Source organism: Alteromonas sp. 38, from assembly GCF_902506055.1.
In the GTDB taxonomy this organism is placed as follows: domain Bacteria; phylum Pseudomonadota; class Gammaproteobacteria; order Enterobacterales; family Alteromonadaceae; genus Alteromonas; species Alteromonas lipotrueae.
The window spans coordinates 712,840-731,446 of the sequence record NZ_LR733300.1; the positions used below are offsets into that span (position 1 = coordinate 712,840).

The 18,607-nt window shown below is 44.5% G+C and carries 15 protein-coding genes and 1 riboswitch; of the genes, 9 read left to right on the plus strand and 6 right to left on the minus strand.

What is annotated here, in order from left to right:
* The first annotated feature begins 68 nt into the window (after window positions 1-68).
* The 7 genes from cobA to FLAVO9R_RS03080 all read left to right on the plus strand — a co-directional run bounded on the left by cobA (window position 69) and on the right by FLAVO9R_RS03080 (window position 8,664).
* Window positions 69-968, plus strand: a complete 900-nt coding sequence (gene cobA / locus FLAVO9R_RS03050) for a uroporphyrinogen-III C-methyltransferase (protein WP_159528658.1) — start codon at window positions 69-71, stop codon at window positions 966-968.
* The gene (locus FLAVO9R_RS03055) at window positions 952-1,947 is read left to right on the plus strand and encodes a glycosyl transferase family protein (RefSeq protein WP_159528660.1); all 996 of its coding nucleotides are present in this window, start codon (window positions 952-954) and stop codon (window positions 1,945-1,947) included. Before cobA ends, FLAVO9R_RS03055 begins: the two co-directional genes overlap by 17 nt.
* A gap of 199 nt (window positions 1,948-2,146) precedes the next feature.
* On the plus strand, window positions 2,147-3,463 hold the full coding sequence (locus FLAVO9R_RS03060; protein WP_159528662.1) for a methyl-accepting chemotaxis protein: 1,317 nt from the start codon (window positions 2,147-2,149) through the stop codon (window positions 3,461-3,463).
* 421 nt (window positions 3,464-3,884) lie between these two features.
* On the plus strand, window positions 3,885-5,300 hold the full coding sequence (locus tag FLAVO9R_RS03065) for a CmpA/NrtA family ABC transporter substrate-binding protein (protein ID WP_159528664.1): 1,416 nt from the start codon (window positions 3,885-3,887) through the stop codon (window positions 5,298-5,300).
* A gap of 36 nt (window positions 5,301-5,336) precedes the next feature.
* The gene (locus FLAVO9R_RS03070) at window positions 5,337-6,332 is read left to right on the plus strand and encodes an ABC transporter permease (RefSeq protein WP_159528666.1); all 996 of its coding nucleotides are present in this window, start codon (window positions 5,337-5,339) and stop codon (window positions 6,330-6,332) included.
* A gap of 15 nt (window positions 6,333-6,347) precedes the next feature.
* Window positions 6,348-7,214 carry an ABC transporter ATP-binding protein gene (locus FLAVO9R_RS03075; protein ID WP_159528668.1) on the plus strand — a complete coding sequence of 289 codons (867 nt, stop codon included), beginning with the start codon at window positions 6,348-6,350 and terminating at the stop codon, window positions 7,212-7,214.
* Window positions 7,215-7,488: 274 nt separating this feature from the next.
* Window positions 7,489-8,664, plus strand: a complete 1,176-nt coding sequence (locus FLAVO9R_RS03080) for an alginate export family protein (protein ID WP_232370714.1) — start codon at window positions 7,489-7,491, stop codon at window positions 8,662-8,664.
* 163 nt (window positions 8,665-8,827) lie between these two features.
* Here FLAVO9R_RS03080 and FLAVO9R_RS03085 read toward each other — a convergent pair whose 3' ends face one another.
* The 5 genes from FLAVO9R_RS03085 to ccoG all read right to left on the minus strand — a co-directional run bounded on the left by FLAVO9R_RS03085 (window position 8,828) and on the right by ccoG (window position 15,024).
* Entirely contained in the window at window positions 8,828-9,430 is a 603-nt protein-coding gene (locus FLAVO9R_RS03085; RefSeq protein WP_159528672.1) for an HD domain-containing protein, read from the minus strand.
* 121 nt (window positions 9,431-9,551) lie between these two features.
* Entirely contained in the window at window positions 9,552-10,184 is a 633-nt protein-coding gene (locus FLAVO9R_RS03090; RefSeq protein WP_159528674.1) for a thiol:disulfide interchange protein DsbA/DsbL, read from the minus strand.
* Window positions 10,185-10,381: 197 nt separating this feature from the next.
* Window positions 10,382-12,310, minus strand: coding sequence for a TonB-dependent receptor plug domain-containing protein (locus FLAVO9R_RS03095; protein WP_159528676.1), 1,929 nt, complete (start codon window positions 12,308-12,310; stop codon window positions 10,382-10,384).
* Window positions 12,311-12,362: 52 nt separating this feature from the next.
* Window positions 12,363-12,578, minus strand: a riboswitch (cobalamin riboswitch).
* A gap of 44 nt (window positions 12,579-12,622) precedes the next feature.
* Complete coding sequence (locus FLAVO9R_RS03100) at window positions 12,623-13,594, minus strand: serine/threonine protein kinase (RefSeq protein ID WP_159528678.1); 972 nt, start codon at window positions 13,592-13,594, stop codon at window positions 12,623-12,625.
* Window positions 13,591-15,024 carry a cytochrome c oxidase accessory protein CcoG gene (ccoG, locus tag FLAVO9R_RS03105; RefSeq protein WP_159528680.1) on the minus strand — a complete coding sequence of 478 codons (1,434 nt, stop codon included), beginning with the start codon at window positions 15,022-15,024 and terminating at the stop codon, window positions 13,591-13,593. The genes FLAVO9R_RS03100 and ccoG overlap by 4 nt, the downstream gene beginning before the upstream one ends.
* Before the next feature lie 309 nt (window positions 15,025-15,333).
* On the opposite strand from ccoG, the gene FLAVO9R_RS03110 reads away from it, so the two are divergent.
* Both FLAVO9R_RS03110 and FLAVO9R_RS03115 read left to right on the plus strand, forming a co-directional pair.
* A complete protein-coding gene (locus tag FLAVO9R_RS03110; RefSeq protein ID WP_159528682.1) occupies window positions 15,334-15,699 on the plus strand; it encodes a hypothetical protein in 366 nt (121 codons plus the stop codon).
* Between the two features lie 248 nt (window positions 15,700-15,947).
* A complete protein-coding gene (locus tag FLAVO9R_RS03115) occupies window positions 15,948-16,478 on the plus strand; it encodes a DUF3016 domain-containing protein (protein WP_159528684.1) in 531 nt (176 codons plus the stop codon).
* Window positions 16,479-16,619: 141 nt separating this feature from the next.
* On the opposite strand, the gene FLAVO9R_RS03120 is transcribed toward FLAVO9R_RS03115, so the two are convergent.
* Complete coding sequence (locus FLAVO9R_RS03120) at window positions 16,620-18,380, minus strand: acyl-CoA dehydrogenase family protein (protein WP_159528686.1); 1,761 nt, start codon at window positions 18,378-18,380, stop codon at window positions 16,620-16,622.
* Between the last annotated feature and the right edge of the window lie 227 nt (window positions 18,381-18,607).

Genomic DNA, 18,607 nt, shown 5'->3' on the forward strand with positions numbered 1-18,607 from the left:
ATAAACGTGACTCCTACAATAGCTATTATCACAAGAGCGACGACGAACTTTGCTCTGGAGAGGTTATCATGAACACTTTAGTTAACACCTTTGGGCTGTTGTTTCGCAATGCATTATCGCAACCTGCTAGCTACTCCACATCAGGTTTTTTAAGTGGATGGTTAGGCAACGGAAAAAGCGCGCCACGTAGCAAGAAAGAAGGCAAAGTGTACATTGTTGGGGCTGGCCCAGGCGATGTTGAATTACTCACCCTTAAGGCGCTTAGATTAATCAAACAAGCTGATATAGTGTTGTTTGATGCATTAGTGGGCAAAGATGTTATTGCGGAAATTCCCCGTCATGTGAAACGTGAATATGTGGGTAAACGCTGTGGTCAGCACAGTATGAAGCAGCAAGAGATTAGCGCGAAGGTGGTTGAGCTAGCGAAGGCAGGTCATTGTGTAGTGCGACTTAAAGGTGGCGACCCTGCATTGTTTGCTAGAACCTGCGAAGAAACCATAGCGCTGACAGAAGCGAGCATTCCTTTTGCTATTGTACCTGGCATTACGGCGGCTTCAGGCATGTCTGCTTATACGGGGATCCCACTTACTGATAGGCGCTGTGCGCAGGCAGTGAGCTTTATTACTGCACATTTTCAAAACCCTGAAACATGGCCAGATATGACCCAATTGGCTAAAAGTGTTGCCTCTCAAACCGTGGTGGTTTACATGGGGTTGAGTCGTTTGTCTTTGCTATGTGATGCTTTGGTAAAACACGGCATTGCCGATGATTGGCCTGTAGCCGCAGTAGAAAATGCGACAAGTCCGCAACAGCGGGTGATAGAAGGTACTGTGAGTACCATTGGTAGTATAGTCTCTAACGCCAATGTTAGCGGCCCTACGTTACTTATTTTTGGAAAAGTGATAGAGTCACGACAACTCGTCAATACATCACTTTTACACAATAAGCAGCATGTCTCAGCAATTTAGCAACTATATAAAAATCATCGGCAAGGGCCAAAAAGGTGGGCGCAGTCTTACCCGCCAAGAAGCTTACGAGTCTATGAAAATGGTACTGTCTAATCAAGTTACCGGCGATCAACGTGGTGCATTTTTAATGCTCTTGCGTACGCGAGAAGAAACCCCAGAAGAAGTCATTGGGTTTATTGATGCATGCCGTGAATTACTGGAGCCTGAACTTGCTAACTTAACACCCACATTAGATGTGGGCTGTTATGCCGGTAAGCGCCGCCAGTTACCTTGGTATCTATTATCGTGCGCGGTGCTGGCTAAAAATAATTATACCATTATGCTGCACGGCGCCCATGAGCCAGGTTCGGGTCGGTTATATGCTAGCAAAGCGTTACCTGCATTGGGGCTTGTAGAAGTAAACAGTATTGCCGATGCCTCTCGCCAAATGCGTGAATTTGGTGCCACTTATCTCGATTTGTCGCATTTATTGCCAGCGCTCAATACCATCATAAAATTACGTGAAGTATTTGGGTTACGCTCATGCGCAAATACCTTGGCGCGCTTGCTGAACCCGACGTCGGCCCCTTTTTGTGTGCAGGGGGTTTATCACATGCACCTTGATCATAAACATTGTCGTGTGAATGAAAGTTTTCCCGCGTTCGAAGCGCTGTGCTTTCGTGGCGATGGGGGAGATCCGGAAGTAAACAGTGAACGAAAAACCGAACTCTATGTCACGCGCAATGGAAGTACCGAAGAAATCATACTTCCTGAGTTAACAGAAAAAATGGCTCTTAAAGATACGCAAATGAACGTGAGCGATATGCTTGCGGTTTGGCGGGGCGATACTTCGCATCTTTATGGTGAACAAGCTATTCACGCTACCTTGGTGAGCTACCTTATTTTACTTGAAGGTTGTGACGTAGATGAAGCGAGAGGCCTTGCCACAAATCTGTGGGTACAACGAGATAAAACCGCGTTACCCTTCACTCAGCATTAGGCCATTTGGGGTTAATGCTGTTGTCTAAGAATCAAATCATTTCCAAATTATTCTAATAATTAAGTAACTTGTAAATCCTCTGCTATCTTTAGATCAACCAATTTAAGCAATAACGACTTTGTATCCTCGCTCGCTCTCATGAGCGTTATGAGAAGTTTATGTGAGCGAGATGCTATATCCGAATGTCGAGGAGTACGGGATGTTTTTTAAGAATAAGCAATTGTTAGAAGAAGTGGAGCGCTTACGCAAAGATGTTGAATCATTTCATACGGTGGAAAGTGAACTCAGAGCTGAAATGCTCTACATCGAATTAGATAGAAGCGGAAGAATCAATCGAGTCAACGACAGCTTTTCAGATGTAATGGATTTTTCATCCAATGCACTTGATGGAAAAACTATGGATAGTCTCATTCCTCAGGGAGTAATGAGTCAAGCCGCCACGAAAGAGTTTATTTCTGCGATAAAGCAAGCTCAGCATTGGCATGGTGCGATTAATCTTGCTAATGCTAACAGCGAGGACCGTTGGTTTAGAGGCATACTGCACCCCATTCTTAACGACCGCGGGGCGGTCGAACGGCTTGCCTTGTATATGGCAGAGCAAACCTCAAATATCAATAAAAGCCGTGAAATGAGAGACATGCTTGAGGCCTTGCATCGCTCCACTGCAGTGATTGAGTTTGACCTAACGGGTATTATTCTTAAAGCCAACGATAACTTTCTATCTTCTATGGGCTATTCATCAGAGCAAATAGTCGGTAAGCACCATAAAATATTTTGTCCTGCAGATGAAGTTGACACACCAGAATACCGACAATTTTGGAGCGACCTTGCGCAGGGGAAAATGTTTTCAAGCCGCTTTAAGCGAGTGGATAGTCGCGGTAATGAAGTGTGGTTAGAGGCATCTTACAACCCCATACGAAACGACAAAGGCGTACTTTACAAAGTGGTTAAGTTTGCCACCGTTATTACCGAACAAATGCAACGGGAGTTTGCTATTTCCGAAGCCGCTAATGTTGCCTTTAATATATCGGAAGGTACAGGAGAGCAAGCCCAGAAAGGTAAAGAGGTTGTGGGTAGCATGGTGCGTATTATGGGGGAACTCACTTCGCAGATGGGGACGGCAAGCGAGGGTATTCGTGAACTCGATGAGCAGTCGCAAAAAGTGGCAGATTTAGTTAAAAGCATCAGTGGCATTGCCGATCAAACCAACCTACTGGCGCTGAATGCGGCAATTGAAGCGGCCAGAGCGGGTGACCAAGGAAGAGGCTTTGCCGTTGTTGCGGATGAAGTGCGTCAACTTGCGTCAAGAACCAGTACTGCCACCGAAGAAATTGTAAGTGTTGTAAATGAAAACAGAAAGCTCACTGAAAATGCGGTGCAGCTCATTGAGGCGGGGCAGGAAAAAGCAAGAGAAGCGCTTGAGTATTCAACAGAGTCAGGCAAAGTTATGAACGAAATTCAAAATGGCTCTTCAGAAGTCGTAAACGCCATTGGTCAATTCACCCAACGGCTATAGCCTCAAACGACAAATAAAGCACTGAGGGAGAGTGTGGTGTCTCCCTCGTGTTTCTATTCTCTTCCCCGCTGTGCATCAATCATCCCTATGCCGTGCATCGAACACTTCTAGTGCAATAAACGCACTGTTATTGTTCATGTAAAAGAATGATTACCATTTGCGATTTTGTTAAATCCCGTAAATTCAATGGGTTAAGGTTCTGGCACGAACTCTGCTTTATCAGGCGTAGTTACACTATTAAGCGACACCAAAACAAAAAAGTACATTAAGTACTGGTAGCAACAACCAACAACCAACACCCAAACAATAAGTTCGCCTGTATCTCATTAATTAATGATTACAGGCCTGGCATCGAAGCCCACCAAGCGCGACGTTTATTCGTCTACGCTGGTGGGTTTTTTTTTGGCTAAAGGAAACATAAATGACCAAGTTTAAAAACGTTTCAGTGCTCAAACAAATAAAGAAAAAAATGGCAGCAGGCATAACCGCTGCGATTGCCCTTTCCTTCACCTTAGGCGCGCCACTCGCTAGCGCACAAAGCGATGAAAAAGTGGGTTGGCCAGAAAAAGAAGAATTAAAATTTGGTTTTATTAAACTGACCGACATGGCGCCATTGGCCATCGCTTATGAAAAAGGTTTTTTTGAAGACGAAGGTTTATATGTAACCTTAGAAGCCCAGGCAAATTGGAAAGTATTGCTTGATCGAACCATCGACGGCCAACTTGATGGTGCTCACATGCTGGCAGGGCAACCGCTTGGCGCAACCATTGGTTTTGGTACTGAAGCACATGTTGTGACGGCGTTTAGTATGGATTTAAATGGGAATGGCATCACTGTTTCAAACGAAATATGGGAAAAAATGAAAGCCCATATTCCGGTAGAAGATGGCAAGCCTGTTCACCCAATCAAAGCTGATTACTTAAAGCCAGTGGTTGATGAATATCGTGATGCAGGTAAGCCATTTAACATGGGTATGGTATTCCCCGTATCGACGCATAATTACGAACTTCGATACTGGCTTGCTGCCGGTGGTATTCACCCAGGCTACTATGCACCTCACAAAGGCGATAATGCTGGCCAAATTGATGCTGAAGCTTTGCTATCAGTTACACCACCTCCTCAAATGCCAGCTACGATGGAAGCGGGCACTATCTATGGGTACTGTGTAGGCGAACCTTGGAACCAGCAGGCGGTATTTAAAGGCATTGGTGTTCCGGTTATTACTGATTACGAAATTTGGAAAAATAACCCAGAAAAAGTATTTGGTGTGAGCCAAGCATGGGCTGAAAAGTATCCTAATACCCACATTCGTGTAGTAAAAGCGTTAATTCGCGCCGCCATGTGGTTAGACGAAAATGACAATGCTAACCGCCCAGAAGCAGTAAAAATCTTAGCGAAAAGTAACTATGTTGGCGCTGATGAAGATGTATTGGCTAACAGCATGACAGGCACCTTCGAATACGAAAAAGGCGATAAGCGTGAAGTACCAGACTTCAACGTATTCTTCCGCTATAACGCTACTTATCCATTTTACAGTGACGCGATTTGGTATTTAACGCAAATGCGCCGCTGGGGACAAATTTCAGAGCCTAAACCAGACGACTGGTATAAAGAAACGGCACGCAAAGTGTACAAGCCTGAGGTTTACGCGATGGCGGCAAAAGCGCTTATTGCCGAAGGAAAAGCAAAAGCAACGGACTTCCCTGCGTTTGCCACTGAAACTGGTTTCAAACCACCTCAATCTGAATTTATCGATGGCGTTACCTACGACGGTAGCAAGCCAAATGCTTACCTTGAACAGTTTGGTATTGGGCTAAAGGGTGAAACTGTTCTTTAACAGTTTCACTGTCATACACAATTAGCGGAGAACAACATGAGTAAGATGGCAAATATATTAAGCTTTTCGCCAGCCAAATCACCAATGAGCGGCACCATGGGGGCGGTTTATAGTCGAGCGCCCGCTTTACTACTGCCTCTCATTGGCCTTTTGATGTTCCTCGCTATTTGGAATGGTGTGGCAAAAAGTATTGATACCTCACTCGGGCAATTTCCTGGCCCTGCTCAAGTGTGGGAGCAGGCAGGCTCGCTTATTACTGAGCACAGTGCTCAGCGAGATAAAGCTGACGCGTTTTACACAAGACAAGAAGAGCGCAACGCCGCGCGGGTTGCACAAGACCCAACTTACGAACCAAAAACTCGCGAGTTCACCGGTTCACCGACCTTCTTTGATCAAATATGGACAAGTCTTTATACCGTCATGGTGGGGTTTCTCATTGCCTCAGTGATTGCCGTCCCTGTCGGTATTTTATGTGGGCTAAGTAAATCAGCTTATGCAGCTATCAATCCGCTGATTCAATTGTTTAAACCCGTGTCACCTTTAGCATGGTTGCCATTGGTCACTATGGTAGTGAGCGCGCTGTACGTTAGCGATGATCCTATGTTTTCAAAATCATTTGTTACCTCGGCACTCACGGTATCCTTATGCTGCCTTTGGCCTACGTTAATTAACACGGCGGTTGGGGTGTCTGCTATCGATAAGGATCTAATTAACGTGAGCAAGGTACTTCGTTTAACGCCTACCTCTCATTTAACAAAAATTATACTACCTTCTTCCATCCCTATGATATTCACAGGGTTAAGACTCTCCCTTGGCATCGGGTGGATGGTATTGATTGCGGCAGAAATGCTGGCGCAAAACCCAGGCCTTGGCAAATTTGTTTGGGATGAATTTCAAAATGGTAGTTCAGAATCTTTAGCACGCATCATGGTAGCGGTGCTCACTATAGGTGCCATTGGTTTCATACTAGACAGAATAATGTTGTCGGTTCAACGTGCAGTGAGCTGGGACAAAACCAGCGTATTACGGTAATTAAGGAGAAAGAACATGCAAGCTAAACACTTGGAATTAGAACAAGTAGGCATCGATTTCCCTACACCGAAAGGCCCGTTTACGGCACTTACTGATGTAAACCTTAAAATTTCGAAAGGTGAGTTTGTTTCATTAATCGGTCACTCGGGCTGTGGTAAATCAACCGTGCTAAATATTGTGGCGGGTTTACACCAAGCCACCACGGGCGGCGTCATACTCGACGGTGCTGAAGTAAAAAGCCCCGGGCCAGAACGTGCGGTTGTTTTTCAGAATCACTCGTTATTGCCCTGGTTGAGCGTTTATAAAAACGTGGAACTGGCGGTAAAGCACACCATGCGTGGTAAGTCTAAAAAGGAAATGCGAGATTGGATCATGCATAACCTAGAACTTGTGCATATGACCCACGCTCTTGATAAATTACCCAGTGAAATATCTGGGGGTATGAAGCAACGTGTTGGTATTGCTCGCGCGTTAGCCATGGAGCCTAAAGTCTTACTCATGGATGAGCCCTTTGGGGCACTAGATGCGCTAACGCGCGCGCACTTGCAAGACTCATTGATGGAAATCCATGCAGATCTAGGTAATACAGTGATTATGATCACGCATGATGTCGATGAAGCAGTATTGCTTTCCGATAGAATAGTGATGATGAATAACGGCCCAGCAGCGACTATAGGTGAAATACTTGATATTGAGCTGCCCAGACCCCGAGACAGACTTAAACTTGCTGACAACCCTCAGTACAACCACTATCGGCATGAAGTGCTGACCTTTTTGTACGATAAGCAAAAAAAAATTGAGCCAGTGTCTTCTCATATCAAATCTAACCAAGCTGGAGGTGGTTCTGCAAAAAAAGCGAACAGTAAATCCGACGCAGCTTGAGTTAGGCGTCTAACGCTAATTCAAAGCGCGACAACATAAGTCGCTAAAACTTATTTAAACCCTTAGGTGCTTATCCCATTTTTTACTGGGAGGGAGCCCCTTAACTAAAAATCGTCAATAAGAACGCTAACCAACAAACGTTAACATCGTTAATAACAAGGGAACGCACATGAATACGCAAGATATAAAAGCATCAGCATCGCTGACAGAAGCACCGTCATATAGACTTAAACCGGTACAAAAGCGCTTTGCTCAAGCAGCACTGACAAGTGCTATGTTGGCGTGTTTTAGTGCGCCATCAATGGCGCAGAGCTGGCATGATGTACTTAGTGAAGCGTCTGCATGGGCAGACTTGAACTTACGTTATGAATCAGTCGACCAGGATAATGCACTTGATGATGCTAGCGCATTAACACTTCGTACTCGCCTAGGTTTTAAATCCGGAACGTTGAACGGGTTTTCCTTTACCGCAGAAGTGGAAGATAGCCGTATTGTTATGGGGCAGGGCGATTATACAGTAGGCCCTACTGGCTATAAAGTAGGTGAGTATTCAGTGATTGCAGATCCTGAAACCACAGAAGTGGATCAAGCCTTTATTCAGTATAAGAATGAAAAGCTAACACTCAAAGGGGGCAGACAAGTGATTGCCCTCGATAATCACAGATTCGTTGGGCATGTGGGATGGCGTCAAGATAGGCAGACCTTTGATGGTGTTACTGCTACCTATGCGCTTAACGAGAAAGTGAATTTCTTTTATGGATACCTCACCCAGCGAAATCGAATATTCGCAGAAGCCGCCGACTTTGATTCAAAAGACCATTTATTTAACGCAAGTTTCAAAACAGCGGTAGGAAAATTTACCGCTTATGGCTATTTGTTAGAAATTGACAATGACACCGATAATGCGCTTGATACCTACGGTATTCGCTATAACGGCAGTATGAAAGGTGAGACGGTGAACTGGGCATACGGCGCTGAATTTGCTACGCAAAGCAGCGAGTCAGGTTCAGGCGACACCGCTACCGATTATGATGCTAGTTATATTAATGCCAACCTTGCTGCTACTTTTTCAGGCATTACCGCAAAGGTTGACTATGAATTGCTGGGTTCTGACGATGGTGCATACGGCTTTGCCACGCCACTGGCCACCCTGCATAAATTTAACGGTTGGACTGATCAATTCTTAGGTACGCCTGCACAGGGACTTCAAGATATTACTTTTTCGGTATCCGGAAAATTAGCCGGTGGTAAATGGTTGTTGGCCTACCATGATTTTAGTGCCGATGAAGCTTCCGCAGAAGTGGATGATTTAGGTAGCGAGATTAACGTGCAGTACGTGACTAAAGTGATGGATAAAGTCACTCTCGCGGTGAAGTATGGTAGCTACTCTGCGGGTGACACTAAGGTAGATGCCAACAAGTTGTGGATGTGGGCAAGTACGCGTTTTTAATCGAGCTCAAAGGGTGTTTGATGGAGATTTTATAAAAAGCGACATCAACTAAGCGTTGCCAACAGGTTGCACCAAAAAAGCTCATAAAAAAGGTGCTAGAGAACAGATTCTCTAGCGCCTTTTTTGTCGCTTATAAGTGTGAACGTCAGCGCGTTTTACCGTTTTAGCTTTGTGCTGGAAGTAGCCAATTATTTTGTACCGCGGTATCTAATTGACGAGTGACGTAATCCCATAACTTAGGCGCACAATGCTTCAAATGTAAGTTACGCTTTTCTATCTTATCTCTGGTAACAGCATGTTTATTCCAACTACCACCTTGGTTTTGCATGTTTTGAAACACAGGAAGCACCCGGTCCATCGCCTTGGCAAACTCGGCATCAGGGGTTTTCGCTTCTTCAAACTCTAGCCATAATGACAGTAATTCATCGGCGTAGGTACTGGGCAGTAATCCAAAAATACGCTTCGCCGCATCAAGCTCTTTTTGTGCTTGCGCGTCGTGTTCTGAGTCCTCGTTGAAGGCAAACAAATCGCCTGCATCAATTTCCACTACATCATGAATTAAAATCATACGTATAACCCGAGCGACATCTATAGGCTTCTCGGAATAATGTGCCAAGGTACTGGCCATCAATGCAACATGCCAACTGTGCTCGGCAGAGTTTTCCTGACGATCGCCATCACAAGGCAAGGTTATTTGGCGTTTAACGCTTTTTAGTTGGTCTAATTCGCAAATAAAGGCACTGAAATCTTCGGGTAGAAACGACATGAATAGCTCCGGCTTTTTTTCGCATTGAAAAATGAAAATGGGCCTTAGCGTTAACCGCTACGGCCCATTTAATCTTGTACTGAAATAGGCATGTTGGGGCCTACTTCAATAATCCTAGCAATTACTTTTGTTCAGATAACCAAACAATCAAATCAGCAATATCATCAAATGTCATTTCAGCAGTAAATGTAGGCTGATATTTACCATTAATAACGAAGCTTGGTACGCCTGATAAGTAATCTCGGTTCTTGTCGATAAGCTGCTGGTTCTTACGAATCATGTTGTTTACACCAAAGCTGGTGGCTAACTTATCAAACTCAGCGCCATCAACACCGTTTACCACAAAGATGTTTCGCAAATCTTTAAGGTTGGTAATGGTTGCGCGTTGCTTATGAATGTAGTTGAATATAGCCGTGTTCATCGCATCTTCCTGTTTCATTGCGCGGGCAATCAACATGGCATGGGTGGCGGCATCTTGAACATCAGGGCCTGTAAAGCGCATAAAGTTAACATGCACTTTTTCGAACTTAGTGTTCTCGCCTTTTTTCTCTTTAATTTGTTTTACGATTGGCTCAAATTGGAAGCAATGTGGGCACCAGAAAGAGAAGTATTCCGTGATAACTGGCTTTTTGGTCGCTTCTTCATCTAATACCGTGTAATGGGTACCTTCTTTCCACTTTGCTGCGCCTTCTTGGGCGCATGCGGTTAATGGCAAAAGCATTGCCATTACAAACAATACTACAAACTTCTTCATGTAATTGAATCCTTTGATTTCAAATCTATCTATCAGTGTTGAGGTTACCACAGGCTTTTATTGGGCACTAGTTTACGCGACAAGCGAGCGGAAAAATGCAACGAATGGATGATATAAGACCAGAAAGTTTCGCTTCTTCTTAAAGAAGAAGCGAATGAAGTATCGCTATTTGAGTCTATAAAGCGACATATTCGGAGTTACTGGTGGTTGTAGCTCACCGATAACAATGCACGACGTTCTTGGCCTGCATAGCCTACGATATCCTCGTAGTCGGTATCAAAAAGGTTATTTACTTTTAATGATAACGCCCACTTTTCAGAAATATTATAACCAAGGTTAACTGACGCTAGTGTGTAAGCTGACAGCCCCAACGTTTCTGCATTAGCTGGGTAGGGTGGGAAATAAGTATCGTAATGTGTTCCGGTATAGGCCAGTCTTGCATAAAGGCTAAATTTCTTGGTGCCTAAATCAGACAATGCCGATAATGCGCCTTGGTGTCGTGCACGTCGAAGCTCGGTGTTAGCAATACCATTATCGTTTTGCTCGGCGTCTAAATAGCTATACGACGCCGATACCTTCGCTAAATCGCTAAGCCACGTTACTTCAACGTCTACGCCGTCACGGCTACTTTCACCGTCTGTATTCGCAGCGGTATACACGCCTTGAGTGGTATCAAAAACGAAGCCATTAATCTCATCTTCAAGTTGGGCACTATAACCGCTTACTTGTGCCGAAACCGAATTCCAATGTGCTTTTACGCCAACTTCCCATTCTTCACTCTCTTCAGGCGTTAAGTCTGGGTTGCCAATAAAGCTATCTGGGAAATAGCCAAATCGCTCAGTAAAGGTTGGGGTTTTAATGGCCTTGCCGTAGCTAGAAAATAGCGCATAGCTTTTTGATACTTGCCATGTAAGGCCCGCGCGATAACTAACGGCGTCATCAAATTCACTGTTGTTATCGAATCGTGCGCTTAAGGTTGCGAAAACATTCTCAACAAGGTCACCTGTAGCTTCACCAAATAGGCTGGTGGTATTGTCATGTTGCTTTTGATTAGGATCGCCAAACACCACAGGGCCACGTTGTTCAAACAAACGTTGTAAGTATTCAGCACCACCTGCCACTTGCCAATTGTCGAAGCGATAAAAGCTTGTCCAGTTAAGTGCTAGTCGCTCGCCAGTCGTGCCACCCGCATCGGCACCCGATGTGGTATTTTCATTATCATCTTTTCGGTAATCGAAAGACACAGTAGATGCATAAGCCGAAGCATCTGGTGCGAAGCGCCATGCTAGCTTAGTGCTCAGTTGGCTACCATCAGTCACATTGTCGGCATCTGCAGGCAATCCGGTGGTAACATAGTCAGTACCATCGTAATCATTTTCGTATTGGGTGCTGCGGAATTTCGCGCTCAATGTGTGTGCATCTGCCAATGCGTAATCGATGTTGATGCCTGCGGTCATGTTGTCATAACCATCATCTTCATTACCAATGCGTGAGATGTTATCGCCATCTGTTTTTAGGTAATTGGCGTAGGTGCGCACTGCCACATCGCCATTTTTGGTGGCGGCATTTATGCTGCCGTGGTAAGTACCTTGTGTGCCTATTCCTGCACTTAAATTAACACTGGGTTTTGTGCTGGTTCCTTCACCTGCTTTGGTGGTGATACTCAATACGCCACCAATCGCACCACTGCCCCATAAGGCACTTTGCGGGCCACGCAGTAGTTCTATACGTACCACGTTCGCTGAGGTCAAGTGGGCCAAGTCTATCAAGCTTCCTTGGCCAATGTCGTTAGACACCACGCCATCAATAAGCACCAGTAAGTGATTACTTTCGCTGCCTCGAACACGAAGTTCGGTAAGGCCGCCTGGGCTACCTGATTGAGAAAGGCTCACACCTGGTAAGCCGCGAATTAAATCGGTAAGTTGTACTGCGCCTGAGGCTTGAATATCTTGCTCGGTTAGTACGCTTACCGATGCAGGTAGCTTGGCTATTTGTACAGGTAAACGGGTGCCAGTAACGGTAAGTGTTTCAATGGTATCAGGAGTTTGCGCTAAAACGGGTGCAGACAGCAGTGTTGCCACGGCAGCATAAACTGCAGTGCAGGTAAAGTGTGTTTGAAATTTCATTGTATTTCTCGCTATGTACTCCGCCCGAGTACAAGGGTGAATGTAAGCAGATTAACTGCCGTGAAGCTAGGCCGGTATCCGGGCTCACTCACCAATACAATGTATGGTTTCTCGGCCTTCCCATGTCGCGATATAAATAGCGATGACACAGTGGCGTGTTTAGGAGAATGTGTGTGTTCACACTGAGTTTACCGTTGCGGGGGCAGCATCAGATTTCACTGATTTCCCGTTTAACCCATTGATGGGCACCTAAGCGCGAAGGAGTATAGCTTAAGTGCCTAATAAATAGCGAGTGTGTTCAGGTTTTGCGATCTAATACCCGATTTTAAGAGGCGGTTCCTGCATGGCAGAAAGCTGTTCTTTTAACGCAAGAATTTGACCTTCCCAGTATTTATCGTCGGCAAACCACGGAAAAGCGCGAGGGAAGGCTGGATCTTCCCAGCGGCGAGACAGCCATGCCATATAGTGCACCATACGCATGGCGCGAAGGGGGTCAATTAACGCAAGTTGATTAGTATTAAACGGCTGAAATTCTTCATAAGCCTCAACCAATGTATCAAGTTGTAATAACTGCTGCTGGCGATCACCGCTTAACATCATCCACAAATCTTGAATGGCGGGGCCCATTCGACAATCATCTAAATCAACAAAGGTAGGGCCATCACGCCAGAGAATATTTCCAGGGTGGCAGTCGCCGTGTAGCCGAATAACGTCGGTGGCTTTATATGATGAGGAAGCCGCAGTTATAACGGGGTTCAAAATAGCAAAGAAGGCCGTTTTGAGGTGATCGGGCAACAAGGTACTATTTTCTAAAACCTGTCTAGGTTCATCTAAATAGCTTTGCGTGTCGATATCTGGGCGTTGCTTAAAAGTTTTCGCTTGAGATACGCGGTGAATACGGCCAATAAAGCGTCCCATCCATTCAAGTTGATCTAAATTATCGTTCTCAAACTGGCGCCCACCTACAGAAGGGAAAACCGTAAAGCGGTAATCTCCATGATGGTGAAGGCTTTTTCCATTTAGCGCTAAGGGCGCCACAATAGGAATTTCGTTATCAGCAAGTTCTTGGGCAAAGCTGTGTTCTTCTATAATTTGCGCGTCTGTCCAACGGGCGGGGCGGTAAAACTTAACCACGTAACGCTTGTTGTCATCGGCTTGAAATTGGTAAACCCGGTTCTCGTAACTATTGAGAGCAAGTAAGCCGCTTTGAAGAAAAATGCCCTGAGTTTCCAGGGCATCTAATATAGTGTCTGGATCTAATCCAGAAAACGAAAAATCTTTCATCGATAAAGGAATTTGGTTGGCTCATTAACCGTTACACTTTCACCTGAATCGGTGGTAGTGGTAACGGTGAATTGAATGTCTGTTACCACATCTTCCAGATTATACGGGTCAGTTGCAACCGAAATCGGTGTGCTATAAACCTCACCACCTTGTACCGTCACTTCTTTATTACCAATAAAGGTGTATTCAGGCAGCCCTTGAACCGAAATGGTATAGGTCTGAGTTTGTTGAGATTTGTTGAGTACTTTAACGGTATAAACATTCTCAATTAACCCTTCATTGGTTTCGCGATATAACGAATTACGGTCGCGAATAATGTCAATTTCCAGAGGCACGCGGGTCACAATGTCAGCAACCAATAACCCTGTCATGACAATAAGAACGATAAGGTAGCCGATAAGCTTAGGCCGTACAATGTGTGTTTTACCCCCCGCCAGCTCTTCTTCCGACGTAAAGCTTATTAGCCCTTTGGGGTAACCCATTTTATCCATTACGCCGTTACACGCATCTACACACGCGCCGCAGTTAATACACTCATATTGTAAGCCGTTACGAATATCAATACCGGTAGGACAAACCTGTACGCATAAATTACAGTCAATACAGTCGCCCAAGCCTTTTTCGTGAACCTGTTCATGGCTTAATTTACGCGGACGCGGACCTCGTTGTTCGCCCCGTTTCGCATCGTATGAAACGGTAAAGGTGTCTTTGTCGAACATGGCAGATTGAAAACGCGCGTAAGGGCAAATATGGGTACACATGATTTCACGCATATATCCCGCATTGGCATATGTGCATACCGCGAAAAAGACCACTGAAAACGCTGCCCAGAAACCCGTGTTGAAGGTGAAAAAATCAATAAAGAGCGCGCCGATTGGGGTGAAATATCCCACAAAGGTGAGTGCGGTAAGCAAGGCAACTGCCACCCAGGCCGTATGTTTGAGGATTTTGCGAACAAACTTATCCGCGTCCATTTTTCGCGCATCTAGCTTTATGCGTTTATTTCTTGGGCCTTCTATTTTTTCTTCAAACCACGTGTAGATATATACCCAGGTGGTTTGAGGGCACATGAAACCACACCACACTCTGCCTGCAAAGGTCGTCACGAAAAAAAGCGCGAATGCACCCACGATAAAAATATAAGCAAGTAAGGTTAAATCTTGCGGCCATAAGGTTAACCCAAATATAGAAAAGCGCTGCTCTACAATATCGAGTAACACCGCTTGCTGACCATTGAATTTAATCCACGGAATAGCGGCAAATAAGGCGAGGAAAAACAAACCAAAGAAACGCCTGAATGTTTCAAGAGGGCCTTTAACCGCACGAACATAAATGCGACTGCGCGAATCGTATCGTTTCCCTTCAGTGGATGATGCGGGTTTGTACACCTTTACTGGGGTAACGTTTTTAACCGGAATCTGTTCGTTCATTTTTTCAAAACCTTAGCCAACTTCTTGTATTGCGCGGCGCATTATAACAGCTGAAATTTCAGCGTGTTTAACATAGATCAATGATCATCTTTATTTATCTTTCAGTCAATACTGAAAGTTCAGAAATTATATTTTATCGGTATGCCTTTACTTAATGCTAGTTGACTCTTATAGCGATAATAGTTTTTAATACCGAATGAAAATTATACAAGTAATTATCTTTTTGATTTTTTTGATGAAAGTGTTTATTAAAAATAACTAACGATAGCTGCGTTGTTTAAATTAAGTGTAGTAGTGGAATAATTTTAAATGCTTCGTTTCTTTGTCATCTGTGCTGAAATTGTATTATTGGTGATTGTGCTGCGCTCGCCTTTTGTTCAGTACTTTTTTTCAGATATACAAAGTACCGTCTCAGGTTGGTTTGTTTCTATTTCTGAGTTACCTGAACAACGAGAGTTGGATACGTTAAGAAATCAGGCCGCGGCGCAGCTGGCTCCTTTAAAAGAATTCGAAGCGAACTACCTTCGAAGAATACTGGCAAGTCGTTCAACGGTAACGCGCTTTCATAGCGCTTATTGCGAAACCACCGATATAAACCCTAACTTTAGTCGCGACAACCGCAAGCAGTTATGTACACTGATAGAGCAATCAAAGTTACTCGAACCCGATAAATAATTAGCGATAAACGCTTTGTTTCTTTTCTTTGCTTCTTGTGTCCTCTAATTCTTCCCATTTTGACCGTGTATATAGATAAAGCCATTCACTTTACGTTCAGCTACCTGTGCTATTATTGAGCATATAGTTGTGATAAAAGTAGTAGCATTGCTATGGTTGAAACCATGCTTCACTAAGCGCCGTTACCCGCTTACTCAGTCTTTGTAGCTGACTAATACCGGGTTTCTAAAAACAAGGTAGGGGGTTACATGAAAATAGCTAAGTTAAGTTTATGTGCGGTATTGCTCGCCAGCGTGGGTATGTCTGGTGTGTTGCAAGCAGCACAGGTTGAAGTAACTTGGAAAGAACCAAAGTCTTACCGAGATGTTAAGCCGTCGAATGAATCTCGCGTGCACTTTAGAGAGCGTACTTTTAAAGAGCTCGATGAATTTTTTATTGAACTCGCTGAAAAACTTCCCGAAGATCAAAAGCTGTTAATTACCGTAACAGACTTAGATTTAGCCGGTCAGGTCTGGCCTGCATCTTTTGTTGGTATGGGGCAGTCTGCTACTGATGTAAGGATCATTAAGGAAATAGACATTCCCAGAATGTCGTTTTCATATGTACTTTCTGGCAGTGATAACACCGTGCTTAAAAGCGAAGACGTTAAGATTAAAGATATGATGTTCATGAATACTGTTAATCGTAGGCTGAGCACCGATAATCTGGTTTACGAGAAGAACATGATTGAAGATTGGTTTAACGATACGTTTGCACAAAGCATAGTGAGTCACGATTAACACCGCTGCTCATCGTTTGTGATGGTGCCAATGAGCAGCAACAACACCAGAGCTTAACGGGTTTTAGTTTGCTGTTGTTGTATTGATAAGATAATAAAAAACCGCCTTTATCGGCGGTTTTTTTTTACTTAACGATTATAGTTAAATGTAATCGAATTCACTGCCAGATATAGCCAGTGTGCTTTCATAGCCTGCTGAGTATGCTTGCTTATGTGCATTGCGACGCGGCAATATTCGCTGCATATAGAAGTCACGGGTTTTCTGCTTAGAAGAAGCTAGCACCGCGTTATCTGTACTCGCCGCTTTATCTGCCATGCTGTACCACAGCACACCAATTAGCGAGTAGGCAGAATAGGCTAAGTAATCTGCTGCTGCCGCTGCTGCAGTAGTGCCATCCATACCTAGGCAGTCAGCCGATGATGCACGCCAATCGTCAAGTAGACCTTGCGCCAGCCCTTTGTTTTCAGCATCGCTAATATCAGCAACCAACTGTGCAAACGCCCCGTAAGTTGCTTCCATCATTTGCCCGCCATCGCGGGTTAATTTTCGACCAATTAAATCTAATGCCTGAATACCGTTAGTGCCTTCATACAGCATAGCGATACGTACATCACGCATCAATTGCTCCATGCCCCACTCACGAATAAACCCATGACCACCAAATACTTGCACCCCAATGCTAGTAGTTTCAAGGCCCATATCTGTCATGTAGGCTTTGCAAATTGGTGTAAGAAACTGCAACACTTTATCTGCATTTTCTTTTTCCTCGTCAGTGCCTAGTTTTTCTATGTCCATGTACTTTGCGTAAAGCAAAGAGAGTGCGCGGCTACCTTCAATTTGTGATTTTTGCGTGAGTAGCATACGGGCTACATCAGGCTGAAATACAATAGGATCGGCTTTTCCGTCAGGGTTTTGAATGCCTTGCGGCGCACGAGATTGAACTCGCTCACGGGCATACGTTAACGCACCTTGGTAAGAAGCTTCTGCAGCTCCCAGACCTTGTAAGCCAACTTGGAAGCGTGCGTCGTTCATCATAGTGAACATACAGGCTAAGCCTTGGTTTTCTTCACCCACTAGCCAGCCCGTAGCCTCATCGAAATTCATCACGCAGGTCGGGCTCGCCTTGATACCCATCTTATGTTCGATACTTCCCACAGATAACGAGTTCGCAGTACTTGGCTCGTTATTATCATCAAGCATTAACTTGGGCACTAAAAACAAGCTAATGCCTTTCACGCCTTTAGGCGCATCGGGTAAGCGAGCAAGTACCAAATGAATAACATTGCTGCTCCAGTCTTGATCGCCAGCAGTAATAAATATTTTATTACCTGTCACTTTATAACTTCCGTCACCTTGTGGTTCAGCCTTAGTGCTAAGTAAGCTAAGGTCGGTGCCAGCATGCGGTTCGGTTAAGTTCATCGTACCTGTCCACTCGCCGCTGATGAGTTTAGCGAGATACTTGTCTTTTAATTCCTTGCTAGCATGTTTAGTCACCGCTAATGTGGCACTTTCTGTCAGCATAGTCGTTAAACGCCAGCTTAGGTTTGCGGCATTTAGCATTTCATGCACAGGCACTGCCATGGTGTAGGGAAGTTCTTGGCCATCATATTCAGCTGTGCCTAGCATGGCGTTCCAGCCATTGGCTACATACTCCTGATAAGCGTCGGCAAAACCCTTCGGTGTGGTGATTTTTCCGTCTTCCAGCTTACAGCCTTCTTCATCACCTTCACGGTTTAATGGTGCAACAACATCAATGGCGAATTTAGCGCCTTGTGCAATAATCTCGTTAGCCAGTTCGCTATCAAAATCGCTGATACCCAACTTTTCATAGTGGGCATCTAGGCCTAACCAGTCCTTAAGTAAGAACTGAAAATCGGTAGTAGGGGCGTGGTACAGAGGCATGGAAGACTCCCTTTTCAAACAAGTGTTTTAATTTTGCCACATTATAGACACAAATAGCATAGACAGAGTAGCCCGTTAAGGGAAAGTTAATGAAAAATAATATCGCTGTATTTGTACAATAACCACTCAACGCCTTTAAATTTATATCACAGGCCATCATAATCTTTGCCAAAGCTTGCTTTTCGATAGCTCGCTGGCATCCTATAACTATAGTTAATTCCATGTAT

Coding starts and splice junctions, on each gene's coding strand:
- cobA (WP_159528658.1), top strand. CDS start 69: ATGAACACTTTAGTTAACACCTTTGGGCTGTTGTTTCGCAATGCATTA.
- FLAVO9R_RS03055 (WP_159528660.1), top strand. CDS start 952: ATGTCTCAGCAATTTAGCAACTATATAAAAATCATCGGCAAGGGCCAA.
- FLAVO9R_RS03060 (WP_159528662.1), top strand. CDS start 2,147: ATGTTTTTTAAGAATAAGCAATTGTTAGAAGAAGTGGAGCGCTTACGC.
- FLAVO9R_RS03065 (WP_159528664.1), top strand. CDS start 3,885: ATGACCAAGTTTAAAAACGTTTCAGTGCTCAAACAAATAAAGAAAAAA.
- FLAVO9R_RS03070 (WP_159528666.1), top strand. CDS start 5,337: ATGAGTAAGATGGCAAATATATTAAGCTTTTCGCCAGCCAAATCACCA.
- FLAVO9R_RS03075 (WP_159528668.1), top strand. CDS start 6,348: ATGCAAGCTAAACACTTGGAATTAGAACAAGTAGGCATCGATTTCCCT.
- FLAVO9R_RS03080 (WP_232370714.1), top strand. CDS start 7,489: ATGTTGGCGTGTTTTAGTGCGCCATCAATGGCGCAGAGCTGGCATGAT.
- FLAVO9R_RS03085 (WP_159528672.1), bottom strand. CDS start 9,430: ATGTCGTTTCTACCCGAAGATTTCAGTGCCTTTATTTGCGAATTAGAC.
- FLAVO9R_RS03090 (WP_159528674.1), bottom strand. CDS start 10,184: ATGAAGAAGTTTGTAGTATTGTTTGTAATGGCAATGCTTTTGCCATTA.
- FLAVO9R_RS03095 (WP_159528676.1), bottom strand. CDS start 12,310: ATGAAATTTCAAACACACTTTACCTGCACTGCAGTTTATGCTGCCGTG.
- FLAVO9R_RS03100 (WP_159528678.1), bottom strand. CDS start 13,594: ATGAAAGATTTTTCGTTTTCTGGATTAGATCCAGACACTATATTAGAT.
- ccoG (WP_159528680.1), bottom strand. CDS start 15,024: ATGAACGAACAGATTCCGGTTAAAAACGTTACCCCAGTAAAGGTGTAC.
- FLAVO9R_RS03110 (WP_159528682.1), top strand. CDS start 15,334: ATGCTTCGTTTCTTTGTCATCTGTGCTGAAATTGTATTATTGGTGATT.
- FLAVO9R_RS03115 (WP_159528684.1), top strand. CDS start 15,948: ATGAAAATAGCTAAGTTAAGTTTATGTGCGGTATTGCTCGCCAGCGTG.
- FLAVO9R_RS03120 (WP_159528686.1), bottom strand. CDS start 18,380: ATGCCTCTGTACCACGCCCCTACTACCGATTTTCAGTTCTTACTTAAG.